Raw genomic sequence first — 26648 nt, forward strand, 5'->3', positions numbered from 1 at the left:
CGCAGGTTCCGGCGGCGGGGCGCAGGAGTCGCGGCCGTGTCCGAACTGCCGCACCAGGTACCACGTCCGGGTCGACCCCGGCGAAGCTGTCGTCATCGGCGTGACCGGTCGCTCCTGTGACCGGTGCAATCCGCGTTGGCGGCCGCCGGCCGGGCGCTCGTCCGGCCCTCGCCGGGTCACGATCGTGCCGGCCGTGCCCAGCGGTGGCCCGGCCCGCGTCCAGACCTTGAGCGAGGATCGGCGGGACAAGTCCGCGGTGTTGCGGCCCGAGCGCGTCATCGACCCGGCCGGACACGTGGCCGTGGCCGGCGCGGCGGCGGAGATCAACGCGGCCTGGCAGCGGGCGATGGAGCCCGCGGCCACGGCGCTGCTGGGCGGATCGCCCGAGCGGCTGCTCGCCCAGGCCTGGCAGCCCGTGCACTGCGCGACGCTGCGGGTCGTCGGCGAGGCGCTCGACGACGTCTGGACGAATGTCGTGCCCGAGGCCGAGGCGAGCACCGTCGTGGTCCGCCTCGGGGGCCTTCCCGCGCTCGCCGCCATGATCACCGCCGATGTGGTCCGCCGGACCTCGGCGTCCGGGCCCTCCCCGGCCGCCCTGACCGGCGAGCTGTTGCGGTTCAGCGGCATTACGGTCTGCGCCGCAACGGCGGGTGCCGCGGCATGCGACACGCTGCGCGGGGTGTGCGGCAGTGTCACGGCCGTGCCGGAGCAGCGACTGCTGCGGACGCTGACGGCGGACTTCGTTCCGGCGCTCGGGGCCACCGAGTCCGGCCTGACCCTGCAGGACATCCTCGCCGGCGGCGACTCCGCGCCCGACTACGCGCACCTGGTGCCGCAGCAGGAGCCGCGGCCGCCGGCGTCAGGCCCGCTCGAACGGTCGATCGTCGCCACGGCCGTCCCCGTCGACGGCCCGTCGACCCGCGCGATCTTCGGCACGCGATGAGCCCTGTCGCGTTGAGTGCGGGCCAGAGCGAGGCCCTGAGCGAACTGCGGGAGATCGTCCGGATCAACGACGGGCGCATCAGGATGGGCGCTGTGCGCGACCCGAGCGACACCGACGACCGGCTCGCGGTGGACATCTTCATCTCGTGCCACGGTGAGACGACGGACCGCTCCAGCGTGCGGTTGCAGGACTGGGAGCCGGTCACCATCAGCATCCCGCCCCCGTTCCCGTTCACGCACCCCGACGCACACCTGCCCCACCGCCGGTTCGCGCAGCTGCCGCACGTGGTGTGGGCCCACACGATCTGCCTGTACCTGGCGGCGAACGACTGGGATCCGGCCGGTGGGATGCACGGGTTCGTCGCACAGCTGCTCACCTGGTTCGAGGCGGTCGCGCGCGGCACGATCGAGGGCCCGGAGGCGCCGTGGCACGCGCCGTTGACCTACCGGCGGACCGGCGAGGTGCTGGCGGTCACCGCGGATCTGCCGCGGGCGCTCGAGTCGAGCCCGGACGGTGGCGGTGGCCTTGCCCTGGCCGTCGTCAAGCGGTACGGCACGCGGTACGAGATCGGAGAATGGCATACCAGCCTCGACGCGGCCGCCGCGCTGGCGAACTGGTACGCCCGCAAGAACGACCACGCCGACGAGGAGGGCCTCGGGCAGCTGTTCCTGGCGCCCGTCGCCGCCCTGCCCCGTCCGGTCGGCTTCGCGTATCCGCGGCGCCGGGCCGAGCTGCTGGACGCGATCACCGAGCACGGGCTGTCGCGCCAGGAGATTCAGCGTTGGCTCGACTTCGCCCGCCAGTTCAACCGGGCGACCTGGCGTGGCCGCGGGGACGCGCCGGACGTGCTGCTGCTGGGCAGCCCGGCCCCCGAGCGGTACGCGATCCGATCGCGGGTCGCGCATCTCACGGCGTGGGCGATGAACGTGGTCGCGGCCGCCGACGCGGAGCCCGACCCCGTGTACTGGCTGACCGTGTACGACCAGCGGCCGACCGTCACGACCAGGCGTGACACGACCCGCCCGGCCCGGTGGCTGGCCGGCAAGCGGGTGCTCGTGCTCGGCTGCGGTGCGCTCGGCGCGCCGAGCGCCGAGTTCGTCGTCCGCGCCGGCGCCGGCCGGATCTACCTCGTCGACGACGGCGCCGTGCGCCCCGGCGTGCTGGTGCGACAGCCGTACTTCCACGACGAAATCGGCCTGAGCAAGGCCGAGGTGCTCGCCGATCGGCTCGCAAAGGTGAACATGCAGGTCAGCGTCCTGCCGAAGCCGGGCGACGCGATCGACATGATCAACGGCGGGGCCTTCATGCCGGACGTCGACCTGGTCATCGACGCGACGGCCAACCAGTCGGTCGCCGCCGCCCTCGAACGCGCCCGACGCAGCGGGCGGGGGCAGCACCCGGTGCTGCTGTCCATGATGGTCGGCCACGACTGCGAGCGCGCCGTGGCCACGCTCGCGCTGGCGGGTTCGACGGGCGCCGGGGTCGACATCCTGCGGCGCCTGGCGATCACCGCGAGCGTGGACGCGGAGCTGTACGACGTGCTCGACGACTTCTTCCCCGACGACCCGCGGGGCAACGTGTTCCAGCCGGAGCCGGGATGTTCGGATCCGACCTACGTCGGATCGGCCGCGGATCTGGCCGGGTTCGCCGGACAGCTGCTCAACGAGGCGCTGGGACTGCTGACGTTCGCCGAGCAGGCGGGCCCCGACGCGTTCCCGCAGCGCTGGGCGAGCGTCGTGCGATCGTCGACGGCCGGTGCTGAGCTCCCGACCCGGCAGCGGCGCAGCTGGCCCGGCGATCGGGTGCAGGACGACGCCGTGCTGCAGTACGAGATCCGGATCGACCCGGGGGCCCTGGCGTCGATCCGGCGCGAGGTGCGGCGCATGGCCGAGCGGGCCGGCCCGCTCGTGGAGACGGGCGGCATGCTGCTCGGCCAGATCGACCAGGCGAGCCGGGTCGTCTGGGTGACGGAGGCGGACGGGCCGCCGCCGGGCAGCCTCGCCTCGGCCGAGGCGCTCCAACTGGACACCGAGCAGGCCCGCGGCTGGGCGCAGCGCCGCCGGCAGATCACCCGGGGGATGGTGGCCTACATCGGCGCCTGGCACACCCACCCCAGCCACGAGCCGTCGCCGAGCGGTCTGGACGATGACGCGATGAAGGCGATGGCTGGGGACGGCGTACCGGTGCTGCTGATGATTCTCGGCGGCGGGCCCGGGCGTCTGGGCCGATGGGTCGACAGCGGCGAGCCACCGCAGATCCACACGCAGCTGTACTTCCCCGGCCCCCACCGGCAGCCGTGATGCATCCGTACTCGCACGACGCGAGCCGGACCCGCTCGGCGTACCTGCTGCTGGCCGTCGTGGCGATCCTGCTGGCCTGGGCGCTGGGCTCCGGGCTGCACGCCATCCGGGTGTCGCCGCCGTGGTGGCTCGACACGCCGGCCGTCGTCGGCATGTACGGCCTGCTCTGGAAGTGGTACGACCGGGTGTTGTGGCGGGTGCGGGTCGGCGGGCAGACGCTCAGCGGCATCCCGGACTACGGCGGCTCCTGGAACGGGTCGGTGCACAGTAGCCACGAGGGCGGGATGACCTTTCCCGCGCACCTGACCATTCATCAGACCTCGTCGCGCCTGTTGGTGGAGCTGCAGACCGAGCTGTCGGGTTCGATGTCGCACGTGGCGATGCTGTGCGGCCGGCCCGGCCGGGACCGCGGCCTGCAGTACGTGTACGCCAACTGGCCCAGGCACGTGCCCCCGGATGCGTCCGCACAGCCGTCGCCGCCACCGTCGCAGCGCGCCGTGCCGCTCGCGATGCACGCCCATGAGGGGGTTGCGCGCCTGCTGCTGCGCGCCGACGGCACGTTGGACGGCGACTACCAGAACGATCGGCACCGCGGAACGTACGGAACGCTGTCGTTCGACGAAAGGGTGTCATCGTGACGGTCACGCGACGCGATATCGAGACCTGGTCGGTGCGGCCGCCGTCCTTCCTGCCGGAATGGACGAGCACCGTGCTGCGCGAGGCGCTCGCCGACGCGCCGGTGCTTCGGGACCGGTGCGAGTTCGAGATGTACCTCCAGGGCTCCTACGCCAACGAGACGAACATCAGCGGCCACAGCGACGTCGACCTGGTCGTCCAGATGCAGCTGCCGTTCGAGGAGCGCATCGATCGCCTCGGCGTCGACGACGAGAAGCGCTTCTGGGAGCGGTATGGCAACACGGAGTACGGTTGGCCACAGTTCCGCGCGGACGTCCTCGCGCGGTTGCGCGAGTCGTTCTTCGTGCACGAGGCCAACAAGTGCATCGACATCCGGCACTTCGACTCGGCGCTGCGGATACCGGCGGACATCGTCCCCGCCGTCGAGTACCGCGACTACTCGGGCTTCCCGGCCAACGGCCCGGAGGTCTACGACGAGGGCATCTTCTTCCGCGACCGGGCCGGAAACCCGATCATCAACTTCCCGAAGCAGCACCTGCGCAACGGCCGTCGCAAGGACGCCGCCACCGATCGCCGGTTCAAGCCGATGGTGCGGATCTTCAAGAACGCCCGGCTGCGCTGCGATCAGGACCTCGTCGACGCGTCACCGTCGTACTTCGTCGAGTGCCTCGTCTACAATATCGACGACAGGGTGTTCCGGCAGCCGCTGCGCGAGGCGTATCCGGCCTGCCTGCGCTGGCTGCGCGAGCACCTGCCGAAGCTGGGCGAGTTCCGGTGCCAGAACGAGCTCGTGAACCTGTTCGGCACTGGGCGCGGCGAGTGGCGGACCGCGACCGCGCGCGAGCTCGTCCATCAGCTCATCGGCGACCTTCCGCGGCAGTAGCGTTCCGGTACTGCCGACCGCGACGGGCCGGCTATGCCCGGTCGGCCGATTCGTGGTCCTCGACGTGGCAGATGAGGCGCTTGAGGTGGGCGATCTCGTGCTGCGGCGCGTCACGGCCTGCTGGGCGAGGTCGAATCCGAGCATGCCGAGCAGCAGGACGGTGGTTGCACTACAGAAGTTCTCTTGGCAAGAGAACTCACTTCGACGGCCCCGCCGGCGCGGGTCGGGTGCGGCACCGCCGGCCCGCGCCGTCGCCCGAGGCTCAGCGGTCCGCGGGGTCGGCGTCACTCGGGTGATCGCCAGGTAGGCGACCAGCGCGACGACGAGCAGCGCCCACGCCTCCGTCACCGGGCCGGTGCCCCACCCCAGGCCGCCGCGCTCGTGCGAGACGCCCATCCAGTCCGCGAAGGAGGCGCCGAGCGGGCGGGTGATGACGTAGGCCGTCCAGAACGCGGCCACGGCGTTGAGGGTGGCGGTGCGGAAGGCGATCGCCGGCACCGCGATCGCGGCGGCGAAGATGATGCCGGAGAGCAGGTACCCCCAGCCGAAGGTGGTGGCGGTCAGGTCGCCGGCGGCGGTGCCGAGCGCGAAGGTGGCCAGCACGGTGGCCCAGTAGAACAGCTCGCGCCGCGGCGTGGTGATGCTGTGGATCGACAGGGTGCGCTCGCTGGCGTACCAGACGCCGCGGGGGCGGCCAGACCCGATCCGCCACCACGCACAGCACGTGGCGGGTCCGCGGGTCCGGGATCAACCTCGCTTCCACCGCCGCGACCGCCGTACGAAGCTGCTCGGCCCGTTCCTGCCCGGGGTCGGTGATCTCGAGCTCGAGCCGGCTATGGCGCGCCAACGGCGACCCGGGCAATGCTTGCCCTCGGCCGTCGTCACCCGGAACGGATCTGGGCAGTAGAGGGCTGTAACGGCATCGGTCGGCATGTCGCGCAGCGGCTGGTCGCCGACGGCGAGACCGTGGTGGACGTGCTCCCGAAGTTGTCCGCCCGGGCCCGGGTGTTCGCCACCGGCCACGGCCGCGAGACCGATCCGGTCGACGCGCACAGCGTCGCCGTCGTCGCGTTGCGCGCCAAAGGATTGCGGCAGGTCGTCGCCGACGATGCAACGGTGGTGTTGCGGCTGCTCGTCGACCGCCGCGACGAACTCGGCCAGGCCCGCACCGACCTGGTCAACCGCATCCACAAGCTGCTACTGGAACTGCTGCCCGGCGGGGCCAAGACGTTCCTGTCCGCCGATCAGGCCCGCGCGCTGCTGGCCACGATCCGGCCGCATGACCTCGTCGGGCGGACCCGCCGCCGGCTGGCATCCGAACTGATCGGCGAGCTCATCCAGATCGACAAGAAGATCAAGACGGCAAAGCAGGAACTGACCGACCTGGTCAACGACAGCGGCAGCAGCCTGCTCGAGCTCAACGGCATCGGACCGTCCGGCGCCGCCCGCCTGCTCGGTGACATCGGCGACATCCGCCGCTTCACCAGCCGCGGGCATTTCGCCTCCTGGAACGGCACCGCACCCCTGGACGCCTCCTCCGGTGACCAGCAACGGCACCGCCTGTCCCGGGCCGGGAACCGGCGCATCAACCGCGTCCTGCACATCATGGCCATCGTCCAGCTCCGACACGACAACCAGGTCGCGCCTACTACCGCCGCCGCCTTGCCCAGGGCAAGACCGCAATGGAAGCCATCCGGGCGTTGAAACGGCGCCTGTCCGACGTGATCTACCGGCGCATGCTCCGCGATATCCAGCGGCTGGCGACGGGTCCGGGAGGACAACCGGGGGCGACTCTGCAATCCAGCGCGGCTGACTCAAACCCCGAGGCCAGCACTTCGGAACAGTCACTTCCCGGACCCGCCGACCACCAGCCTAGAACACCGAACTCAGCCGCCGCTTGACAAAGAGGGGCGCCATGAGTGCGCACCCGATCAAGGGACGGGCCGGCTTCGCGGCGGCAGTCGGGCGCACGAGATCCGCGGGCGGTGCGCCAGTTCGGCACTGCCGTTCTACGTCGGTTGTCCCGACGGGGAGGGGCTCCGGAAGTCCCGGCGTATGTGGTGCCTGTCGTGGGTCGGGTGCTGTGCGAGGCTTGGCCAAGGTGTCCTTGGCGCAGGTGCGATCCACTTTCGCAGCCCGAAACGCGGCCCCGAGCGCATGTTCTGGCGGAGGTATACCTGCAGGTCAGGGATGTTTCGGGGATGAAGTGCGCAGGTCTCGGTCCGGGGCGGGTCCCCCCGAATATGGGAAACGGCCGTTGGTAGCGGCGATACCAACGTCGTGATCATCGACGGTTCCTGGCCGGTGCCGCCGCCCGAATAGTAGCAAGCGGTTCGCGCCCGTCGGGATCCGGCAATGCCGACGGGCGCGAGGCCGATGGGCGGTCCTTGCCGAGTGCGTCCTCGAGCCTGCGGAGCCTGCGACCACCCACGGTGACTGTACGGAGAAGGAGAAACGTGGTCACAACCAAAATCACGTTTAGTGTCATCGACAGACTGGAAGCCTCGACGGCGGCGTGAAGCGTCACTCTTTGTGACACCGTCGGTGCTGCAACAGAGCAACACCCGCGGCAGATCCGCGTGCCGGTTGGCACCAGGCGAGTCTCATGGGCCTTCAAGGGCTCGTGAAGGCTACGTGGTGGAATGCACCCATGGGTAACGGGAGTGCCGGTGAGCGTCGCCAATACGTATTGGCGTTGCCGACGCTGCCTCTGCGCCATAGAGCTACGTTGGTGCCGCCATCGGTGAGTGATCGCCTGGTCAACTTCGCGTTAGGCCGCAGCTAAAGGACGACTCCTCACCCCGACATGATCGACAAGCCGTATTCAGGGGACCACCATGCCCGCCGCCCGGCTGCCGCCAGCGATACGGCCAGCGGCACGGTGAACATCACGCCGGGCACCATGCACACCTCGACGGCGCCGGTCGTCCTCATCCTCAACGCCGCCTTCGTGCTTCTCTTGAACGCCGCGCAATAAGCCGGGCCGCCTCGCGGATGTGCCTCGACGTCCCCAACACGTCCGTACGGCCACCCGGGAATCAGCTCGAGCAGCAGGTGGTGGATGTGGCTGACGCCCTCGGTGCAGGGCCTGCCGAGTTCGTCACGCCGGTCGACCAGCCCCCGCAGCGCGACGGTGAGGGGCGTCCGCCGCTACCCGTGCGCAGGCCCGGACGCGCAGGCCGGCCACGGCCACGCTGTGCGCATCCACGGGGTCGGTCTTGCGGCCCTGGCCGGTGTCGACGACCTGGACCCGGCGCGGACATTTTCGCGGGCACGTCGATCACGGTTTCACCGTCGGCGACGAGTCGCTGGGCGATGTGTCGGCCGATCCCGGAGCAGTCCTCCACCGCCCACACCCGGTCGGGGGAAGGTTTGGGATCGGTCAGCGCCAGCGGGGTGGCGGGACGCCCGGTCCTCGGCATCCCACCTCCCCGCACCACTTACGAGGCGAACTGCGACGCACCACGCTGGTCACCGGCTGGCATACCAGGCTGGTCGGGCGAGTCATCGGACTCCCGAGGACACTACGACGCGGCTCGTCCCCGCAAGCTGGCGTCTGGCAACGGCATGGCACCCCCGGCGGCTGGGAGGGTGAAGAGCCAGAACACACCGCCAATCGGGCCGATGCGATCGGTTGCCTCAGTCAGCCAGGCGGAGTTTGGTCGGACCCAGTCGAGCTGACGGGGCGCGGGTAGCCCGCACAGGGCGGCGAGCGGCCCGAGTAGGAGGTGCCAGGCAACGAACCGGGCCGCCCGCCAGCGGTGTACACCGGCCCGACGCTGGGCCGCGGCCACCGCGAATAGGCCGTTGTCCGGATCGGGCGTCACCAGGATTACGACACCGCCCGGACGGCAGACCCGACGCAGCCGGGCCACGCCGAGCACCGGATCCTCCAGCATGTGCACCACGTTGACCGCGACCACGTTGTCGGCAACGCCGGCCGCCAAGTCCTCACATTTGGTCCGGGTCAGCGCCAAACCGGGCAGCTTCCGGGCGCAGCGCACGGCCATGGCCCGCGTTGGTTCACATGCCGTGACTGCGTGGCCGTGGGCCTGGAGCTTGGCGGCGACGATCCCTGTGCCAGCGCCCACGTCCAGCACCGCACTGCCCGCCGGGAGCTTCAAGGCGACCGACGCGCCGACGGTGGCCATCAGCTCGTTGTCCCACAGTTGATCGTAGACGCGGGCGTACGCCGCCCAGAACACCATTCGACGGATAGCCATGTCAGTAGATCAGCCAGCGACCGCCGAAGACCCACAGATACACCAGGTATGCGATCGCAATTATTCCGACAATTGGCTGCCCCGCTGCGAATCCGCCGATGCCCGCCGCCAGCCAGAGCAGCGAAGTGATTACTTTGAGTGTCATGTTCACGCCGTTGACAACGGCGTCCGTCTTCTTTCCCATGTGAAATCTCCAAGTATCGAGCGTCGAGTATCCGCACGTCGGTGGAAGCCTCAGTCTCGACGGGCCGCGACGAGCTGGGACCGCCGAAAAGCAGATGCGGTTCGCTTTTCGGCACCGTAGTAAATGTCGAACTTCGTTGAAGGCCGGACTATTGCCGGTTGAATGCACGCCTGTATTGGCGCGGCCCGCGCATCCTGATGGATTCTACAAACGAAGACGCATTGGTTCAGGGCGAAAAAGGGTACGGCCTTGCTCCCGGGCGGACGATGAGTTCCGGTATGGAGTGGCCAGGCAGGCGGTGCAACTCGATAGCGACCTTTGCCTGGTCGAATGCTTCCGCGACGGTACGTTGGAATGCGAGTGCTGAGTAGAATGCCGCGGCGAAGATAGCGGCGGACTTGTCGTCTATGGGTGCGCGCATGCCAATGACGTAGTCGATGTGTTGACTGATCGCATGTGCCTGGAGCGTTGAGTAGCAGGCATTGAGGACAACCATGCGAGTGTCCTCTTTCACGGTCCGGAAAACTTCGGCCATGGCGGCCATGCTTACGAACTGATCGTCGCGATCGCTGGTCGACAGGACGATCTCACCTGACCGGTTGCCGTGGCCGCTGAAGTGCACGATGTGAGGACGATGCTGGTTGAGCTGCTGGAAAACGTCAACCGGCCGGACCGCCCAGTATGTAATGAGGTCGAATGACTCTCTGGCCTGGGCGAGTTGGAGTCTATCGGTGATCTCACGGGCTTCCACATCGAGGGCGAGACGCGGTGTGCTGCTCGGGTTCGCGGCGAGCATCAGAATTCGGGTTTTGCCGGTGCCGCCGGAATCAGTTTGGCTCTTAACAGGCGCTCGGTTGTGTAGATCGATGTGGCCAACCATGCCGCCGAGGTTGTTCGTCGTGTTGTTGTGTTGGTTGCCTCCGACAATGTTTCCGCCGCGGCCCGTTTGTGCATGGGACTGGTTGGACCGGATGGAAGAGTTGTCGTTCGTCGCCATTTGTACCGCCTTCCAGCATAGGTGGCCTACATCGGGACCTCTGCGCATCCCTCGGCGAGGCCGTCAGCCACTATCTGACGGACAGCCTCGCCGAGCGGCAAATCAACCTCGGCGGTGCTCGACTCGGATGCCATCGGACCTCGGATGACTTGCGTACGGGGCCGTGGATAGGACGGGAGTCGTCCGTGTGGCGTACACACCGGCGATTCCAACCGCGACCGGGGCCTCACCGACTTGTCCGACAACGGGTGCTTCGACCGTCTCTGTGCGCTTAGCAGTTACCTGCCGAGTTGGCTGTCAGTGCAGTCCGACTCGGCTGTCCGTCAGATAGCGGCGGGCCGCCCGCCGAGGGCTCGCCCAGGAACTCAACCGAGAACGATGCAGAGAGGCGGTACAAAGGGTGACGAATGACAACTTTTCCATCCGGTCCAACCAGTCCCATGCACAAACGGGTCCCGGCGGAAACATCGTCGGAGGCAATCAACACAACAATAAGAAGACCAATTTCGGCGGCTTGGTCGCGGTCATCGCCGTCATTGTAGTGGCGATCGTAGCGATCCTGGCGGGCAGAGCCGTCTACGACAAGGTGAAGTCGAATGGGCTTACCGCGGAATCGACCTGTGCACAGTTCCTGCAGGCGCCGCAGGATGAGGAACTCAGTGCAATTCGGAATATTGGCATCGAAAAGGGAGTCGCCGGCACCGGAAGTCCGCTCGCGCTTCCGGCAATTTCGTACGACTGTAGCGGTGAACCCAATGCGCGGCTTGGCGACGTGATCGTGAAATTCAAGGGACAGTTTTGATGTCAATGACCTATTGCCAGCAGCGACCTGGCGCACTGCGTGACCATCGATCGTGGCCAACGCCATGCATCGAAAGGACGGAAGTACGCGAAGGGCGTAGCACCTCGATATGAAACAGCACGCCGCCCGGGCCTCCCGGCGCGGTCGACGGCGTCCGTAGCCGCACTCGCGGATGATGAGACCGGCATCGACGGGAGACGATGCCGGTCTCATCGCCCAGACTACCTGGACCGGACCTCGGCCACCACCGCGGTGGGTCCCCACGGCCCCGACGGACACATTCAAACTGTCCACCGATCCGCAGTTCATTGAGAAGGTAGTCGACGTCGTGGGGCTGTACCACAACCCGCCGGAACGGGCTGTGGTGCTGTGCGTGGACGAGAAGTCCCAGATCCAAGCTTTGGACCGGTCCCAGCCCGTGCTGCCGATGATGCCGGGTATGCCCGAACGCCGCACCCACGACTACCACCGCAACGGCATCACCAGCCTCTTCGCCGCGTTCAACATCGCCGACGGCACCGTGATCAGCGAACTGCACCGCCAGCACCGTGCGGTCGAGTTCAAGAAATTCCTGATCACGATCGACAAGACCGTGCCGGCCGAACTCGATGTCCACCTGGTCTGCGACAACTACGGCACCCACAAAACCCCGCTCGTGCGAGCGTGGCTGGCCCGCCACCCCCGGTTCCATATGCACTTCACCCCGACCGGGTCATCCTGGATCAACCAGGTCGAACGCTGGTTCGGGTTCCTCACCGAACAGAAGATCCGCCGCGGCGTCCACAAGTCCGTTCAATCCCTCGAAGCCGACATCCGGTCGTGGATCACCGACTGGAACAGCAATCCACGACCGTTCATCTGGACCAAGACCGCCGAGGAGATCCTCGAGTCACTCGCACGATTTTGTAGGCGGATTTCCGGCGCAGGACACTAGTGGGTGGAACTGCAACGAGCGCCACGGTGGTAAGCACCGTTGGCGGCGCCGTCGTTGAGGTCGTCGCCGGACTCAACTTCTGGCTGTACTCGCGTACGTCAGCGCAGCTGAACTCATTCCACATCCGTCTCGAGCGGATGCAGAAATACCTACTGGCTAACAGTGTCTGCGCGAACATCTCCACCGATCAACGGGACATGATCATGGCCGACCTGGTGCGCACCATCGCCAGTGAGGTGCCCGCGGCATCGCAGGAGTCGGCCAGCGGCTGAGTCCCTGGCGTACCTGGTGCCGATCGTGGATCGGGTGCTGTGCGAGGGCCTGGCTCAAGGGGTGCGGCCGGTCGTCGTTGCTTCAAGGGCAATGAGCTGATGTACCGACGATCGCCGGGAGACGGCGCGTTGCTTGGCGCAGGTGCGATCCATCTTCTGCAGTCCGAAACGCGCGCCCGAGCGCACGTTGCGGCAAAGGTAAACCAGCAGGTCAGGGGCGTTGCTGGCGATGAAAAGCCCAGGTCTCTGCCGGGGCGGGTCCCCCAGAGCATGGGAAACGGCGGTGACTGGCCGCGATACCGACGTCGTGGTCATCGACGGTTGCTGGCCGTTGCCGCCACGCGAACAGTAGCAAGTGGTTCGAGCCCGTCCGCATCGGAGATGCGGACCGGCTCGAAGCCGGTGGCGCGGAGGCTATCGAGGAGTTGCGTGCTGTCGTCGCGCAGGAGGACCCGTGGGCGGGCTGGGCATGCGACGGGTGGCAGCCACTGGTCGGCGAGTCTTGTGCGCGAATGGTGGCGCGACCGTGGGCGGGTGCGCGACTGGATCATGACGGAAACAGCGCCGGTGGAACGTCTCGGATCGCGCCGACGAATGAGCAACCGCGACCGGGCTCGCCGACTACCTCCCCCACCTCGACGGCGACCTCGAAGTCCACCTACAGGTGTACTGCTAGCTTCTTCGGCAACAATGTCAGCCTGGCTGTCGGCGACCGCCCTGCCACCGTGTGAGGCATGGACGCTGGCTGACCCAGCCCGCGACGGTTGCGGCATGAACGGATGTCTGCTCAGCCGTTCTGCCTTGTGGCTGCGACGGTGACCTGCCACTATCGCGCGATGAATTCGATCAACGTCGACGAAGTCGCACCTGGTGAACACCGGCTGTACCTGATTGCGGGCACAACCGGAGTGGACAGCGTGATCGCCGAGCTCGGCCACGAACCCAATGGCGTCTTTTGGGAAGGCGTCGCCGAGCTGCTCATCGTGACGGAGGCACCCCATCTGGAAGGAAGGTTCGAGTTCGACTCCGAGGCTGGCGCGTTCCTTGCGTACAGTCCGGACCGCGCCGCGGTGGATGAACTGGCCACCCGGCTGCGGGAGGCAACGGTCGATGCCGACCGCATCCGTCAGCTGCTGGCCCTCGGAGCGCAGCGCGGCTTCGAGTTCGACGACTGATTCGCCGGGCGGAACGTCGACACGTCGGAAGCCACAACCGGCGCGCTGATCGCGGCTACGTGTTGACTGGCGGTACGACCGCAGCCCGGCCAGATGCGGATGTGAGACCGCCGCAATCCCCCGTCTCGCTGCGAGAGACCTCCAGCCGCGGGGGCAGCGCCGCGCCGAAAATTGTCGGTGGGTCCTGGCATAGTGCCGGGCATGTTCAGCGGACTTCACGACGTCGATTGGGCGTCGATGCACCATGCCTACGGGTCGGCCGAAGAGGTGCCAGCGATCCTGGAAGCACTGCGCTCCCCGAATGCGGAAGTACGGGGTCAGGCACTCAGCGACTTCTACAGCAAGGTTCACCACCAGGGTGACGTCTACGCCAGCACCACAGCGAGCCTGCCGTTCCTGCTCGAACTGGTCGGCGATCCGGCCACACCGGACCGCCACAAGATCGTCGCTCTGCTGGTCAGCATCGGGGAGATGGCGGTCGATCAATGCGAGATCGACTACGTCGATGCGGACTTCGTGGGCGCTGCGGCGTTCCTGCGGGAACACGCGGAGGCGTTCGTTGACCTCGCAGGGGATGCCGCCTGCCGGCTGCGTCAGGCTGCCATCCCGGGCCTGGGCCTGTTTCTCGCCGATGCCAACCGGGCCCTCAGCCTGCTCCAGGACCGCTCGGCGATGAAGTTCTGCCTGCTCGAACGCCTTCTGGTGACGCAGACGACGGCCACGTTGGCCCAACGGCTACCGGTAATCACGCTGGCGGCGACGAGGTGGCTCGCGAGCCTTGCCGCAGACCCGGCCGGTGAACCGGAGTTCCGGCTCGCCGCGTTGATCCACCGGGCCCGGTGCACTCCGGATGCGATCGGCGACGATCTCGTGCCGGCTGGCATCGGGCTGTTGCGCGAGATCGCCGACGCCGCACCGCCGGAGCAGCCGTGGCCGGAGCCGCCGCCGGTCGCGCCGCCGGCCGACGGTGTGCCACCCTTCGTCGCCGCGGCGTTCGAGGATCTGGACCGTGTCAACCGGCGGTACGCACTGACTACAGATTTGTTGCGTACGCTGCACCAACTGCTGGGTGCGCGGGTTTCGCAGCGCACCGACTTGCTGGTAGAGCAGCTGGGCAGTCCTGAACCCGGCGTTCGGCTGGACGCGATCCGGATGACGAGCGATCTTCTTGGATCGTTGCGTGGGGATCACGACGCCCTGATCCGGCTTGTCGCCGCTCAACTCGGTGCGAGCAACTTGGAAGTCGCGGCCGAGGCGGCAACGCTGCTGGAGCGGCACTATGCGCTCGCGGAGCCAGCCCGGGAATCCCTGGCGGCCCTACTCGCCAGTCATGGGCCGGACGGATGGGTGACCCCGCGGCGGCATCTGCGCCGACTTCACCAGAAGGCGGTCATGGCACTGGCCCGGCTTGGGGACGCTCGGGCCGTACCCAGCCTCCTGGTGGCGCTTGACAGCGACGTCGACGCCTGGCTCGCCGTTCAGGTGACGGGAATGCTGCCGCAAGCGGCGGATCAACTGGTGCCCCGCCTCTGTGCCCGGTTGGGCCGCGCCGATCTGTCCGAGACGTGGCAGCCGAGCGCGAGCGGCATTCTGTCCGCTCTGGCGAAGCTCGGCGACCTCGCCACATTGCCCCTGATCACCGAGACACTCGCCGCCGCCGCCAAACGGAAGCACTGGGACGTGGTGCGATCCGCGCTGGGGGCGTTGCGGGCGTTCGGTCAGGTGGCAGCGCCCGCGTTGGACCAGATCAGATCGGTGGCCGCCGTCGACGACACGTGGACGCGGTCAGCAGCCGTCACCACACTCTGGGCGGTCGGCGGCGACCTCGACGAGGTCATGCCGCTCGCTCTTGCGTTGCTTGACACCTACGCACTTCGGGACGCGGCCGACGTGCTCGGCCAGATCGGTCCGCCAGCAACTGCAGCGCTGCCCCGCCTACGGGACCTCTTGACCGACGGCTATGAATGGAATCGCGTGCACGCTGCCACAGCGATCTGGGACATCGGTGGCGAGCCGGAAGCACCCGTCGTGCTGGACACTCTCCTTCAGGCATGGCAGCACAACTCCGCAACCGGCAACCATGTCGCCGCCGGTCTGAAACGGATGGGTTCCGCCGCCATACCAGCCTTGCCGCAGATCCGCGCGGAACTCACCCGCCCCGACCGTGGGGGTCGGTCCGGAGGGGTCGACAACGACGAGGAACTGATGCGCGAACTCGCCGACGTGCTGCTTTCGATCGAGGTCAGCGGCCCAACCGCACCCGGTGACCGGTAAGGCCACGGTCCACGCCTACGCCTACCGCGGTTGCCACGCCTTCATTGACCGTCCCACGTTGTCGGAGGCAGCCCCATCCTTGATCAGATCCGCTCATCGGCATGTCCGCGAGCCTGCCGACCAGCTCTCGATGACGTTCCGTAGCGAGCTGATCGCGGCAAATGAGGATGCCGGCGAGGCCGTGCCTCAAGAGTGATATTTCTGGGTGCGGGCGATCCGTACCGACTGTCACCGAGCCGATGATCCTGGCGCGCCTCCTGCTCGATTCGGACATGGACAGTGTCGACACGGTGGCTGACGGCGTTCGTCGATCTTCCCGGTGGCTCTACATGTCAACGACGGTGGAAAACTCGAATCTTGACCCCTTAGTGCCGGAGGTCTAGATCTTGTCGGTGGTGGGTAGGAGCCTTGGTTCATGTCGCTTTCGATTCCAGAGCGCGAGGAGTTTCTCGCCCAGCCGCATGTTGCCGCACTGTCTGTGAGCGCGGGCCCGGGCCGTGGGCCGTTGGTCGTCCCGATCTGGTACCACTACGTCCCGGGCGGTCCGCTCTGGGTCTCGACCCATCGGGATTCGCGTAAGGGAAAGCTGATTGCCGAGGCTGGTCGGTTCTCACTGATGGTCGATCGGGTGGCGCCCACGACGCGCTATGTCTCGGTCGAGGGACGAGCCAGCGTGATCGGGCCTTCGAGCGATGATGATCTCCGTGTGATTGCCAGCAGGTATCTCGCGCCGGAGAAGGTCGAGCCGTATGTGAGGTTCGCGCGGGGCGAGTACCGGATCGAGCTGGAGCCGGAGCATTGGCTCTCTTCGGATCTCGGCGAGCCGTGATCGACCGGTAGCGGCAGGCGCAGCCCGGCCGCGTCGTCGACACTACATGGACGCTAACGTTCTCCACCGTCGATGAGTCCGTCGCCTGCTGGTGCGAAGGAGGGAACCGGCGAGGCGGCGAACAGCAGTAGCTTAGGCGCATGGTCGGATGCACTGAATTCGGCATGGTCGTGATCCAAGGTCAGGTTCCGGAGGCCATGTAGGCGGCAAGGATGTAGTTGGGGTGGCGATCGAGGTTGTTGCGGGCTCGGTCGTAGCGCATTGTCGTACGCGGGTCGGCGTGGCGGGCGGCGATCTGCACATCGCGAAGGCTGACGCCGGCGTCGAGCATGGTCGTGACGAATGTGTGGCTTTCTTCTGCAGTGCCCGTGTGCTGAACGTTCGTGTCGCCATTGAGCGGCGGTTCTTCGATGGTTCCTCTGCGCCGCGGTCACTCGGGCGTGTTGCATTGTAGGCCCGTGTTTGTGGCGCAGCTCACAGAGCTTTTTGGGGCTCGGTGAAGGCTTGGCCAGACATCAATCCGACTCGCGAATCGCGACACTCAGCCCTTTGTGTTTGACCCTCGACCTGGTGGAGGCCGGAGGGTCGTTGACGATCGTGCGAGTCGTCGTGCCTTTCCGGCTCGGTCAGGGTGCGGGGAACAGCTCCCGGTGCAAGTGTGTGGTGCGGAAATCGCCGCTGTGATGGCGGCTGGTCCAGGTCGCCGGATCAAGGGCCATGCGAGGCCAGGTGAGGGACAACCGGTAGTCGGGGTGCAGGTCGTCATCGCTGGTGGCGCGCTCGAAGGCGATGGTCAGGGCATCGCCGCGCCGAACGGGGATCCCGTCCGGCGACAGGGGAGCGTAGATCGGCGCCCAGCTGCGCGTATCACACGTGAGCGTATCGATCTCCGCCATGTATGACGTGACCGCGACGCGGGTCCAGAGGATCAGACCGGTCACCCGAGCGGCGGGGACGTCGATGGTGAGTTCGACGGTGCTGGCGGTGTCGGGTGGGGGCGGGTCACGGCGGTGGTCGAAGACGATCGACTCGACAGGTGCAGCGCCGGAGACGGGTAGCATCCCGACTGGCCCGCCGAGGCAGAGTCGCAGGTCGAAGAGTTGACCGACCGCGTTGAAGACCTGCTGCAGGTAGGGCAGGCTCTCGGTGGCGATCACAGGACGATGAGCGGACAGGTCGACTGCGGCTGCCCAGGTCTGGATCCGGAAGGGGATCCAGACGCAGTCCGGCCGGCAGAGTCGGTGCCGCGCGTCGCCGAGGGCGGCGATGGCGCCTTCGGCGGAGGATATGTTCCCGACGATTTCAGAGATGCAGACCTGTGCCGGTTCAGGCAGGACCACTTCGGTGGACAGTCCCTCGATGACCGTGATCCGGTCGGTGAGCCCGGCGGCCGCGATCGCCTGCCGGGCCTGGCCGGCGGCTTGGGGCTGCTGCTCGACCGCGAAGACGTGCCGGGCACTCGCTCGAGCCGCGTGGATGGCCCAGAGCGCGTCCCGGCCGGTCCCGATGTCGAGGACGATTTTATCGCCGACAGCGTCGTCGATGGCATCACGATAAGCGCGGACCCGCTCGTCCGGCTGATCGAAGCCGTCGTAGACGATGTCGTCATAGACCGGGTATTCGCCGATGGACGGGAACAGCGGAAACTGCTGATCGCGCGCCGGTAGCACCCGAACTGCCAACTCACGACCGCACGCTGCGACCGATACGGTCCGAGCACCAGTCACTGCTAGATCATCCGCCATCGGCAGCTGCCCGATGAGGAAAGTTCGTTCTCACCTGCGGCAGCGTAGCGGCTGCGCAGGTTCAACATGGGCCGATCGTCTTGGAGCGGTTCGTTGGCAGCAGGCGGATCACCTGGCTCGCGCCGGCGGCGATCTCGCGGAGCCGAACGATCTCGTCGTGTTGCGCGGCCAGCCGGGCGAGGGCCTGGCCGCGGAAGTCGGTGAGTTCCGCGATCTTCTGGTCCGCCTGTGAGATCCGCTCTTTGAGATTGTCGATATCCGCCTTGAGCCGAGCGATCTGGGCAACGCGTGGGTCTGGTGTCTGGCCGGTCTGCTGCAGCAGTCGGAGGCGGTCTTCGAACTCGGTTCGCAGGTGGGTGTAGGGGCGGTTGCCGTAGAAGGCGGTGCGGTCGACGCCTGCTTCGCGGGCCAGGGTTTTGATGTCGCAGTTGCCGCCGGGCGGGATCTCGCCGCGGAGGAGCCGGTCCATCGCTGCTCGGACACGGTTGTGGTTCTCGGTTCGTTGGGCCGCGCTGATTCTCATGGGGTGTCCTGGTCGGGTTGGGGTGTGGTCGCGGCGTCGATTTCGGCGATGACGCGCAGGGCCCGGTCGTAGTCGGTGCGCAGACGGGTGTGTTCGACGGTGCGGGTCTTGCCGAGCTGGCCGATGAAGGTCTTGGTCCGCTCGGCGTGCTCGGCCCAGACCGGCCGGTGGACGGGGTGGTGGGTGGCTTGCGGGCAACGGGCCGAGTCACACATCCCGACCAGCGGGCGGTCCGCGGTCGGGGTGCCGGCGATTCTGAGGCAGAGCGCCCGGGACGGGTCAGTGAACCAGCAGTAGTTCGCCGGGCCGAGGTGCAGAACCTTGGCGCGCTTGGTGAGCAGGTTGAGGATGTCGCGATCGTTGTGCTGGATCCTCGGCGCGGTCTCGGGCGTTGCGGTGATCTCGGTGTCGATACTGGCGAAGAACGCGGTGAGGCTGCGGGCGCCGGGGCCGGCGGGCAGAATGCCTTGCTGGAAGTTGCGGAACTCTGCCAGGACCAGGTCGAGGTTGCGGTCGGTCTCGTGTTTGTTGACCTCGGCCAGTAGCTCGGCTTGCGCTCCGCCGGGGCGCGAGGCATAGCCCTCCGTGGTGGCGACAGCGACATGCTTGAGGTGGATCTTGGAGGCGAGGACGCCGCCGGGTCGGTAGGCCAATTCCAGGGCCAGGGTTCTGCGCAGCATTCTGAGGTTCACCGGGCCGTCCGGGATCGCAGCGAGCCCGAGCCGTTGCCCGGCCGGAGAGTTGACCCAGTTCTTGAACCAGGTATAGCGGACGGTGAACGCGAAGCGACCGAACAGCAAGGCTCCGTCGTGTGGGGTGTCGTGCAGCTGCTCGGCGAGCCCGACGGCCTGATAGACGGGTTCGACAACGATCCATTCGTCGTCCGTGCCGCCCAGCGGCTGTCCCTTGACGACCTTGCTGGCGATCCGGAAGCGGCGCAGCCCGGTGACCGGTTCCTCGATCGGACGGCGGCAGCCGACGCGTAGCGCCATGAGCTCGCTGGCCCGCATGCCCGAGACCGCAGCCAGGACGATGAGCGCGGCGGTCCGGACGACCCCGGTCATGGCCTCGGCTTGCGCCCGGTGCAGAGGCAGAGTCCAGGGCAGCGTGCTGGCGCCCTCGGCGGTGGGAGCCTGCGCCGCCCGGCGGGCAAAGATCTTCTCGACGCCGACCAGGGCGACCGCGTCGCGGAGCGGGCCGTGTAACGTCGGGCGCCAACGCGCCCAGAGGTAGGAGTAGCCGGCCTGCCGAGCCAAGACATCCGTGGCCACCGGCAGCAGCGGGTCGTCAGGCGACCAGCCTGCGGCGATCCGCTCGCCGATGCAGTGCTCCTCGATCATGGGCAGCGGCGTGCCGGTGGTGACGTGGTCCTCGATCACCTTGATGATGTCGTCGACTGCGGTCGGCGAGCCGTGGCGGAGTCCGGCCGTGCGGGCGGCGAAGGTTCGGTCGGCATGCCGCAGTTCGTCGTGCAGCGTGACCGCGTGCGGGCCGAGGACGGTGGCCAGGTGCAGTGCAGCGGCGAGCATTGGCTGCAGGACCTTGTCGGCGACCGGCTGGGTCTTGTTCCCGGTCCTGCCCGACGGCATCTCGGCGACGGCCGAGGCGGACGCCCCGTTCCATGGGCGCAGGTCGGCCCGGACACGATCGGCGGTGAACAGTTCCCGGTAGTCGACCAGGTCGACGACGACCTGCGCGGCGGCGCGTCTGATCGCGTGGCTCTGCTCGCCGATGACCTGGCCCGACTCGTCGGTGAGGTAGCGCCGAAACGCCAGGTAGGACTCGCAGACATGGGTGTCGACCTGGGCCAGGCTGGTGATGCCGCGCTGCTGAAGCCAGCCGAAGAACCTGACGATCTCATCCAGCCGGCCGGCGCAGCTGCGCAGGTGCAGCGGCGTGCGGTAGGCCCGCGGCAGCAACGCGACCGCCGGATGCCTGGGGACGAGCATGGCCAGCATCAGCTCCTTGGCGACCAGCCGCCACCGCAGATCGATGATCGCGGCGAAGTTGAAGCGTCGGCTCGCCAACGGCATGTCGACTGGCAGCCTGACCACGTCGGTGAAGTCCCACAGGTCGTGCTCGAAGACCGGGCGGTGGGCGTTGGCCGGCAGCTGGAATCCTGCCTGTTGGCAGACGTCCAGACCGTGGAACGGCGATGGCCGCTGCTGTTCGGTGAGGTGAGCCGCAACGGTCATGCTGTCCGCTCCTCGGGCCGCAGCGGGATCTCGTCGTCGCTGTCCCGGACCATCGCTGCCGCGGCGGCGACCTCGGCCGCGTCGAAGCGGTCCAGGATCTGCTCGACGCGTGTGGCGTAGGGGCCGAACACGGCCATGAACTGGGCGGCGGGCATCTGCCGCCACTGACGGGAGAAGAATGCCTTCAACCTGAGCAGGTTGGGTAGGTGGCGTGGCGCGAACACGGCCAGCGGGCAGAGCAGGCAGACCCACGGCCGGGCCGGACACGGCTTGCCCTTCGGGCCGTGCAGCCCGGACAGCTGGTCGCCGCAGGCCGCGGTGAACACGTCCCGGGCCCCGCTGACCAGCTCCGCGATCGTGTCGGTGTCCAGGTTCATGACGGCCAGCAATTGCGGGTAACCGGCGGCCAGCGTTGCCGCGGTCTCCTCGGTGATCACCGTCGGAGGGTGGGCACGGCGCAGGATGTCGTGTTGGGCGTCCTCGACGATGGTCTCCACCGCGTGCCGCTGGGCGGGGGTCGTGGCCGTCAGGTAGTGATCGCCCTCGACGGCCGGGGTGTGGTTCGGGTCGATCGTGGCTCGCCCGCTGCCGGTCCAGGTGCTCTTATCCCGCATCGCGTGGTGGGTGGTCCGGATCCGTGACCGGTGCAGCTTCAGCGGCTGACCATCGTGGCCGATGAGCAATCCGTGGCGTGTCACCCAGCGGTGGACAGCGCTTGGGTTGATCGACCGGACGCGCAGCGCCTTTCCCGGCTCGCTGAGCCCCAACCACAGCTTGCCGCGTTCGTCCGAGGGCACGAACCCGCGCAGCAGCGCCGAATGCGCCAGCCACTGCTCCAGCAATCGCACCGCCGGACGGGGCAGGTTCAGACTCTCGGCCGCGGTGCGGCGCTTGATGTAGGACAGCAGGATCGTCGAGTCCCCGGCCCAGTCGATGTCCTCGACGACAAGGTCCGCGATGCCGTCGGGGACGATGCCGGAGTAGACCCCGAACAACAGCCGATAGGCGATCAACACGTCCAGATGCGGGAACGCGGCCCGGGACGCGTCGTGGAAACCGCCGCGGCGGTGCACGACCGTCGACGACACCCCCAGATGAGCGCCGAACTCGTGGATGCTGACCGGTCCGATGCGGGCCAGCAGCCAGCGCAGGTTCGCCGGCTCCCAGCCGCCGACGCTCGGGTGCTGAGCGTGGGCAGCATCGACGAGCACCTGGCGGTGGGCCGCGTAGGAGTCGTCAACCTGGGCGCGGCAAACCGTGGTCAGGTGTGCCCACTCGGCTTCCGGATAGGGTGGCAGCGGCCGCCGATTCGGTTGGATATTGAAGTGCCGTCCGGCGGCCAGCTCGAGCACGCCGTCGCGCAGAGCGCCGCCGCCCTCGGCGAAGCCCTCCAATAGGCTGCGGGTCATCGCCTCCCGCGTCGCGGTGCAGCCCATCCAGAACTCGGCCATCTGGCCCCGGCGCAGATCACCGGCGCCGCCGGTGAAGCCCGCATCGGTGAGGGCCTCGACCATGCCTCGAAGCGCCCGGACGTAGAAGGCGAGAGTGCCCGGCGAATCGGCGGTTCCGTGCGGATGGATCAGGTTCACCAGACCAGCGGCCAGATCCCGCGCCAGCTGGAGGTTGGGCAGGTCGTCCAGGCGATGCTCGGCCCGGCGGCCGTCGCTGAACACGCAGCTGATGCCCAGGGGTTCCTCGACGAGCATAGTCGGCATCACGCCTCCCCGTCGGGAGCGTCCGGTGGGAACTCAGCGGCGGCTTCCCGCTCGGCTCCCGCGTCATCGGTCAGGCCCGCAGCGGCTCGAGCTCCCTCGTATGCCTGCCTGTAGATGCGCGTGGTGTCCAGACGGCGAAGGTACTTTTCGGTCGTCAGCACCGTAGAGTGACCGAGTAGATCGCGCAGGATCAGCAGCGGATCGGCTTTGGACAGGTAGAACGCCAGCGCGGCGTCCGCGTCGGTGTCCACGACCAACCGCGCTGCCTGCCGGTAGTGCCCGGTCACCAGGTATTCCAAGGTCCTCATGGCAAACGTGTGGCGAAGCCGGTGGGGATTCACGTGCGGAAACCGCGGCTCGAACCGGGCCCGGATCCGGTCGGAGGTGCGCTCGAACAGTGTGCCCCACGCGGTGAACGGGCCGCCGCCGCTCTTCACCGCCAGCAGACATGAACCGCCCTCCGGACCGATCAGCCGCCGTCGCTCGGCCGGTGTCAGCGCATTCCACGACCGGCGGACCCCGTTGACCCGGCCGCCACGGGCATCAGGCTCCGTGACTGCAAGCGGCTCGCCCCACCGACTCGGCGGACGCCAGGACGCACCGGCGACCGCGGCGGCTCGATCCAGCTGCAGGTAGTCGTGCAGCCCGGCCAGGACCGCATAGGAGATCCACGTGGTGCGCAGCTTGCGGCCCTTCGTGATCCCCGCCGGCACCACGAACGGAATCGGCACGCTGGACGGCGAGGACGGCAACGCCGGAATCTCCCACGGCAGCAGGAAGGTGAACTCCTGCAGCCGCAGCCCGGTCGACAGCGCAAGATCACCGATCGCGGCGTTGCGGGCCATCTCCCGCCCGGCGAACCCGGAGTCCGCCGACCCGTCGGGAGCCAGCCCCCGCAGGCCGTTGCGGAACAGCGCGACGAAATCAGCCTCAAGATACTTGATCGTCACGTGCGGTTTCGGGGTGCGGCGGATCGCCAGGTTCAGCCGCACCTCCCGCCCGGTCCCGGCGAACAGCGCCCGCGCGGCACGGTAGGTAAACGGCTCAGCCGACGCGTACCCCTCGGCCATCGCCCACCGGTAGAACAGCGACAGGACGCTCATGTGCTGGCCCCACGTCGTCGCCGCGAACCGGGCCTTCACCGGCCCCGCCGCGCGGTGCTCGGCGTACCGGCTCAGCCCTGACTTCAGCCGCTCCCGCGACTCGAACAGCCCGACACCGTGCTCAGACAGGAACTCCGCCCAATCCTTCACCACCCGGGCGTAGACCTCCCAGGAACTCGCCGCCGGCGCGCCGCTGGCCGGCAACTCCCGCAACCACCTGTTCACCACCACCGCCGGACGCGGAGCAGCCGGGCCGTCCTCGAACCGCAGATCGTCGTCGACGAGAACCGGCATGCCCTCCGGGATCAACGGCCGATGCTCCACATCCCACGACTGCCAGCCCCGGGCAGAGAAGAAGGTCAAGATCACGGGGGCTGACAGTAGAAACACCACACGACTCAGCGCAACGCCCAAACTCCCAGGCCACACGTCCTGCCACAGCGAATCGCAACACGGGAACTAAGCGGAGACAATATGCCGCAGGTCATGCATCGTCCAATTGGTACCCAGCTTGGCGTTCGCCCGCCGGAACACCGCGCGCAACGAGTCGTACGTGAGCGCAACATGGACGCCGCGGCGGCGGTTCGCTGTCCGCCACACCACGTCACCGGCGCCCACGATCCCGCCGATGTCGCTGAAGTACCGCCGTAGCCACACGAACGCGTCGGTACTCGCCGGCAGCCACTGCTCGGCCCGGGTGCCCTTGCGGGTCACCCGCACCAGCTGATCGCCCCAATCGATGTCCGCGCCGCGCATGCCGAGCAGTTCGGCAGCACGGGCCCCGGTACTGACGGCGATCGCGAGTACCGCCCGATCCCGGTTGCAGCCCATCGCCGCGAACAGCGCCTCCCAAAGCGCATCAGGCATGCACCGAGGCCGCCGTTTCTGCAGGCGCGGGTTGTAGCGGAGCCGTCCCTCAGCCCGAAACGGCACCATCGGGTTGTGGTGAGCGTACGCACGCGAACCCCGATACCGCTCAACGACCACAGGGTTGATCAACGGTCCGCCGCCGCGCTCGAGCCAGAAGTCGTAGAACGAGCGCAGCACGGCGTTGCTGTGGCGGATCGTCGCCGGCCTGTAACCGTCTCCCGGGCTGCGCTTCCTGGTCACCGGGTTCACCTGGCCGGCTGTCGACCGCGACGCGGTCCGCCTCCCCGCCATCGGCTTGGCGGCCTTGCCAAGCCACAGAACGAAGTCCCTGACCTCGGCGGACGTCGCCACATCCCACCGCACACCAACAACAACGAGGAAGCGCCACCACCGAAGCAACGCCACCGCATAGCTGCGGATCGAGCTGGCCGACCGATCCCGCGCTGCGAGATCACGCAGAAACACCGCCACCGGCTCCACCCGCTCACCGAGGCCGTCCACCACCAGCCACGGCGACGCGCCGTCGGAGGCTACGACACTTCCCCACAACGGCAGCCGAATCTTCTCGATCGCTCGCCGATCATCGTCACTACTCACCACACACGCATGGGTAATCCGCGCAGCTCAGGGCAGAGATACGACACGCCGGGGTTCAATAGAAAGTCCGGTCAACATGTCCGTCACGATGATCACGTCGAAGGTGCCGCCCGGGTCGAGCGGCTGCTCCGCGTCCGCGCACACCACGACGACGTCGCTGTAGCCCGCCGCCGCGAGGCACGCCGAGGCCCGGTCGGTCACCTCCGGGTCGATGTCGACGGTCGTGACCGAACCGCTCGGGCCCACCAGCTCACGCAGCAGCGACGCGTTGTAACCGCCGGAGCCGATCTCCAGCACCCGCCGGCCAGCCAGGCCGCCGCCGACCGCGTCAGCCGCCTGACCGAGCATCTCTCCGCGATCAGCCACGCCGCCGACACCGACCTGACCGGCTCATCGCCGATCTGCTTCGTGACCACCGGATCGTTGGCGTTGTACGCCTCCTCCAGCGGCACGCCAGGTGTGAAGAGGTGGCGCGGAACCGCCCGCAGCGCTGCCTGGACCTCGGGCCGCATCGTCAGCCCCTTCGCGGCGTGATCAGCAAGCAGCTGATCGACCATCGCCGCGTGGAGGCCCTCGCTGCTCACGGTCTCGACACTCATGTCAGCCCCACTCTCCCTTCCATCGGCATCGGCCAAACCTTGATCGGCTACTACGGCGTTAACAGGAACTCGAACTGGCCACGCGCGCCTGATCCGTCAACCCACCGACTCTGTTTCTTCGGCGGTTGGCACCTGAGCCGACGTCGGGCATCGGCATGCTTCTCGAGCTGAACAGCGTGGCCCGATGAGTACGTCCCAACGCCTTCGGCCAGCGGCAAGTAGTCCAGTGTCGGGCCAGACAGATCATCGCGCGGGCGATCGGCAGCGGCCATACACAATCGCGCATAGTGATCATGCGTAGGCGCCGCCAGGCCATCGACTACGGAGCCGGCCAACGGAACATGCAGACGCAGTTGATCAACGCTCTGGACAGCCATCCGCGCCAACATCGGTGCAGGGCTGTCGGCGCCCAGATGCAGTAGCTGGTCCGACTCGTACGAGTCGAGCACCACACCGTCCCCGAAGGCTGGTCAGCTACCGGGCGAGGGGTGGTGGTGCCTACCCGGCCCTATCCGGCCTGTTCTACAGCCAGCCCGTCCCGGGCATCATGACCTCCGAGCACCACTTTCGTGCCGTCGACGCCACCTACACCGGCGCACCCGCCGACTTCTTCGAATGCGACAAGATCGACTGGATGTCGGTCGACGGCATCCGGTCACTCATCGACGAACGAGGAATCGTCGCCGCCACGCTCGACGCGCTGCTGTACCTGCTCGCCGAGCGAGGCGGCACAGCAACAACGTGCCACGGACACCGAAATCGTCGGCGCCGTCCTGAGCTACCTGACGTCGCGCGCCGCCGTGGTGCGCACAGCTAGAGCCGAGTTGACGAACGGCAGGATGACGACCG

At 67.8% G+C, this 26648-nt stretch carries 22 protein-coding genes and 3 pseudogenes; 13 read left to right on the top strand and 12 right to left on the bottom strand.

Annotated features, from left to right (window positions below; translation table 11 throughout):
* Positions 1–193 precede the first annotated feature (193 nt).
* The 4 genes from ACQEVU_RS12220 to ACQEVU_RS12235 are packed head-to-tail and all read left to right on the top strand — an operon-like array spanning position 194 to position 4762.
* Positions 194–943: a hypothetical protein gene (locus ACQEVU_RS12220; RefSeq protein WP_433322845.1), complete on the top strand. Its 750-nt coding sequence runs from the start codon at positions 194–196 to the stop codon at positions 941–943.
* Positions 940–3243, top strand: a complete 2304-nt coding sequence (locus tag ACQEVU_RS12225) for a ThiF family adenylyltransferase (protein ID WP_433322846.1) — start codon at positions 940–942, stop codon at positions 3241–3243. The genes ACQEVU_RS12220 and ACQEVU_RS12225 overlap by 4 nt, the downstream gene beginning before the upstream one ends.
* Positions 3243–3881: a hypothetical protein gene (locus ACQEVU_RS12230; RefSeq protein ID WP_433322847.1), complete on the top strand. Its 639-nt coding sequence runs from the start codon at positions 3243–3245 to the stop codon at positions 3879–3881. The genes ACQEVU_RS12225 and ACQEVU_RS12230 overlap by 1 nt, the downstream gene beginning before the upstream one ends.
* Positions 3878–4762: a nucleotidyltransferase domain-containing protein gene (locus ACQEVU_RS12235; RefSeq protein ID WP_433322848.1), complete on the top strand. Its 885-nt coding sequence runs from the start codon at positions 3878–3880 to the stop codon at positions 4760–4762. The genes ACQEVU_RS12230 and ACQEVU_RS12235 overlap by 4 nt, the downstream gene beginning before the upstream one ends.
* A 297-nt stretch (positions 4763–5059) precedes the next feature.
* Here the strand turns inward: ACQEVU_RS12235 and ACQEVU_RS12240 are convergent.
* Positions 5060–5365, bottom strand: a pseudogene (locus ACQEVU_RS12240) (hypothetical protein); the annotation flags it as partial.
* A gap of 258 nt (positions 5366–5623) precedes the next feature.
* On the opposite strand from ACQEVU_RS12240, the gene ACQEVU_RS12245 reads away from it, so the two are divergent.
* Both ACQEVU_RS12245 and ACQEVU_RS12250 read left to right on the top strand, forming a co-directional pair.
* Positions 5624–6466 (top strand): transposase, encoded by an 843-nt coding sequence (locus ACQEVU_RS12245; protein ID WP_433322849.1) that lies wholly within the window; start codon positions 5624–5626, stop codon positions 6464–6466.
* A gap of 1102 nt (positions 6467–7568) precedes the next feature.
* Positions 7569–7739, top strand: coding sequence for a hypothetical protein (locus ACQEVU_RS12250; RefSeq protein ID WP_433322850.1), 171 nt, complete (start codon positions 7569–7571; stop codon positions 7737–7739).
* A 547-nt stretch (positions 7740–8286) separates the two neighbouring features.
* Here the strand turns inward: ACQEVU_RS12250 and ACQEVU_RS12255 are convergent.
* The 3 genes from ACQEVU_RS12255 to ACQEVU_RS12265 all read right to left on the bottom strand — a co-directional run bounded on the left by ACQEVU_RS12255 (position 8287) and on the right by ACQEVU_RS12265 (position 10166).
* Positions 8287–8970 carry a class I SAM-dependent methyltransferase gene (locus ACQEVU_RS12255; RefSeq protein ID WP_433322851.1) on the bottom strand — a complete coding sequence of 228 codons (684 nt, stop codon included), beginning with the start codon at positions 8968–8970 and terminating at the stop codon, positions 8287–8289.
* A gap of 16 nt (positions 8971–8986) precedes the next feature.
* The gene (locus tag ACQEVU_RS12260; RefSeq protein ID WP_433322852.1) at positions 8987–9169 is read right to left on the bottom strand and encodes a hypothetical protein; all 183 of its coding nucleotides are present in this window, start codon (positions 9167–9169) and stop codon (positions 8987–8989) included.
* A gap of 226 nt (positions 9170–9395) precedes the next feature.
* Positions 9396–10166, bottom strand: a complete 771-nt coding sequence (locus tag ACQEVU_RS12265) for a CHAT domain-containing protein (protein ID WP_433322853.1) — start codon at positions 10164–10166, stop codon at positions 9396–9398.
* 400 nt (positions 10167–10566) lie between these two features.
* On the opposite strand from ACQEVU_RS12265, the gene ACQEVU_RS12270 reads away from it, so the two are divergent.
* From ACQEVU_RS12270 to ACQEVU_RS12295, 6 genes and pseudogenes are all read left to right on the top strand, one after another.
* Entirely contained in the window at positions 10567–10968 is a 402-nt protein-coding gene (locus ACQEVU_RS12270; RefSeq protein WP_433322854.1) for a hypothetical protein, read from the top strand.
* Positions 10969–11242: 274 nt separating this feature from the next.
* A pseudogene (locus tag ACQEVU_RS12275) lies at positions 11243–11902 on the top strand (IS630 family transposase); the annotation flags it as partial.
* Positions 11902–12174, top strand: coding sequence for a TRADD-N-associated membrane domain-containing protein (locus tag ACQEVU_RS12280; protein WP_433322855.1), 273 nt, complete (start codon positions 11902–11904; stop codon positions 12172–12174). The pseudogene ACQEVU_RS12275 and the gene ACQEVU_RS12280, both read left to right, overlap by 1 nt.
* 836 nt (positions 12175–13010) lie before the next feature.
* Positions 13011–13349: an Imm51 family immunity protein gene (locus ACQEVU_RS12285; protein ID WP_433322856.1), complete on the top strand. Its 339-nt coding sequence runs from the start codon at positions 13011–13013 to the stop codon at positions 13347–13349.
* 201 nt (positions 13350–13550) lie between these two features.
* A complete protein-coding gene (locus ACQEVU_RS12290; RefSeq protein WP_433322857.1) occupies positions 13551–15623 on the top strand; it encodes a hypothetical protein in 2073 nt (690 codons plus the stop codon).
* A 415-nt stretch (positions 15624–16038) separates the two neighbouring features.
* Positions 16039–16452: a pyridoxamine 5'-phosphate oxidase family protein gene (locus tag ACQEVU_RS12295; protein WP_433322858.1), complete on the top strand. Its 414-nt coding sequence runs from the start codon at positions 16039–16041 to the stop codon at positions 16450–16452.
* A 181-nt stretch (positions 16453–16633) separates the two neighbouring features.
* On the opposite strand, the gene ACQEVU_RS12300 is transcribed toward ACQEVU_RS12295, so the two are convergent.
* The 8 genes and pseudogenes from ACQEVU_RS12300 to ACQEVU_RS12335 form a co-directional block, all read right to left on the bottom strand.
* Complete coding sequence (locus tag ACQEVU_RS12300; RefSeq protein WP_433322859.1) at positions 16634–16783, bottom strand: hypothetical protein; 150 nt, start codon at positions 16781–16783, stop codon at positions 16634–16636.
* Between the two features lie 295 nt (positions 16784–17078).
* A complete protein-coding gene (locus ACQEVU_RS12305; RefSeq protein WP_433322860.1) occupies positions 17079–18134 on the bottom strand; it encodes a hypothetical protein in 1056 nt (351 codons plus the stop codon).
* Between the two features lie 124 nt (positions 18135–18258).
* Entirely contained in the window at positions 18259–18666 is a 408-nt protein-coding gene (locus tag ACQEVU_RS12310; protein ID WP_433322861.1) for a hypothetical protein, read from the bottom strand.
* A 50-nt stretch (positions 18667–18716) separates the two neighbouring features.
* Entirely contained in the window at positions 18717–20915 is a 2199-nt protein-coding gene (locus ACQEVU_RS12315; protein ID WP_433322862.1) for a hypothetical protein, read from the bottom strand.
* Positions 20912–22630 carry a hypothetical protein gene (locus ACQEVU_RS12320; protein ID WP_433322863.1) on the bottom strand — a complete coding sequence of 573 codons (1719 nt, stop codon included), beginning with the start codon at positions 22628–22630 and terminating at the stop codon, positions 20912–20914. The genes ACQEVU_RS12315 and ACQEVU_RS12320 overlap by 4 nt, the downstream gene beginning before the upstream one ends.
* Positions 22630–24102, bottom strand: coding sequence for a site-specific integrase (locus tag ACQEVU_RS12325; RefSeq protein WP_433322864.1), 1473 nt, complete (start codon positions 24100–24102; stop codon positions 22630–22632). Before ACQEVU_RS12325 ends, ACQEVU_RS12320 begins: the two co-directional genes overlap by 1 nt.
* Before the next feature lie 90 nt (positions 24103–24192).
* On the bottom strand, positions 24193–25200 hold the full coding sequence (locus tag ACQEVU_RS12330) for a tyrosine-type recombinase/integrase (protein WP_433322865.1): 1008 nt from the start codon (positions 25198–25200) through the stop codon (positions 24193–24195).
* Positions 25201–25281: 81 nt separating this feature from the next.
* Positions 25282–25799: pseudogene (locus ACQEVU_RS12335) on the bottom strand (methyltransferase domain-containing protein); the annotation flags it as partial.
* 547 nt (positions 25800–26346) lie between these two features.
* On the opposite strand from ACQEVU_RS12335, the gene ACQEVU_RS12340 reads away from it, so the two are divergent.
* Complete coding sequence (locus ACQEVU_RS12340; protein WP_433322866.1) at positions 26347–26616, top strand: hypothetical protein; 270 nt, start codon at positions 26347–26349, stop codon at positions 26614–26616.
* The last annotated feature ends 32 nt before the right edge of the window (positions 26617–26648 follow it).

It is taken from the genome of Dactylosporangium sp. CA-139066 (assembly GCF_050936175.1).
Lineage (GTDB): Bacteria > Actinomycetota > Actinomycetes > Mycobacteriales > Micromonosporaceae > Dactylosporangium.

Excerpts from the sequence above, each read along its gene's own strand:
- ACQEVU_RS12225 (WP_433322846.1), top strand. The coding sequence starts at position 940 with ATGAGCCCTGTCGCGTTGAGTGCGGGCCAGAGCGAGGCCCTGAGCGAA.
- ACQEVU_RS12230 (WP_433322847.1), top strand. The coding sequence starts at position 3,243 with ATGCATCCGTACTCGCACGACGCGAGCCGGACCCGCTCGGCGTACCTG.
- ACQEVU_RS12245 (WP_433322849.1), top strand. The coding sequence starts at position 5,624 with ATGCTTGCCCTCGGCCGTCGTCACCCGGAACGGATCTGGGCAGTAGAG.
- ACQEVU_RS12250 (WP_433322850.1), top strand. The coding sequence starts at position 7,569 with ATGATCGACAAGCCGTATTCAGGGGACCACCATGCCCGCCGCCCGGCT.
- ACQEVU_RS12255 (WP_433322851.1), bottom strand. The coding sequence starts at position 8,970 with ATGGTGTTCTGGGCGGCGTACGCCCGCGTCTACGATCAACTGTGGGAC.
- ACQEVU_RS12260 (WP_433322852.1), bottom strand. The coding sequence starts at position 9,169 with ATGGGAAAGAAGACGGACGCCGTTGTCAACGGCGTGAACATGACACTC.
- ACQEVU_RS12265 (WP_433322853.1), bottom strand. The coding sequence starts at position 10,166 with ATGGCGACGAACGACAACTCTTCCATCCGGTCCAACCAGTCCCATGCA.
- ACQEVU_RS12285 (WP_433322856.1), top strand. The coding sequence starts at position 13,011 with ATGAATTCGATCAACGTCGACGAAGTCGCACCTGGTGAACACCGGCTG.
- ACQEVU_RS12290 (WP_433322857.1), top strand. The coding sequence starts at position 13,551 with ATGTTCAGCGGACTTCACGACGTCGATTGGGCGTCGATGCACCATGCC.
- ACQEVU_RS12295 (WP_433322858.1), top strand. The coding sequence starts at position 16,039 with ATGTCGCTTTCGATTCCAGAGCGCGAGGAGTTTCTCGCCCAGCCGCAT.
- ACQEVU_RS12300 (WP_433322859.1), bottom strand. The coding sequence starts at position 16,783 with ATGCTCGACGCCGGCGTCAGCCTTCGCGATGTGCAGATCGCCGCCCGC.
- ACQEVU_RS12310 (WP_433322861.1), bottom strand. The coding sequence starts at position 18,666 with ATGGACCGGCTCCTCCGCGGCGAGATCCCGCCCGGCGGCAACTGCGAC.
- ACQEVU_RS12315 (WP_433322862.1), bottom strand. The coding sequence starts at position 20,915 with ATGACCGTTGCGGCTCACCTCACCGAACAGCAGCGGCCATCGCCGTTC.
- ACQEVU_RS12320 (WP_433322863.1), bottom strand. The coding sequence starts at position 22,630 with ATGCCGACTATGCTCGTCGAGGAACCCCTGGGCATCAGCTGCGTGTTC.
- ACQEVU_RS12340 (WP_433322866.1), top strand. The coding sequence starts at position 26,347 with ATGACCTCCGAGCACCACTTTCGTGCCGTCGACGCCACCTACACCGGC.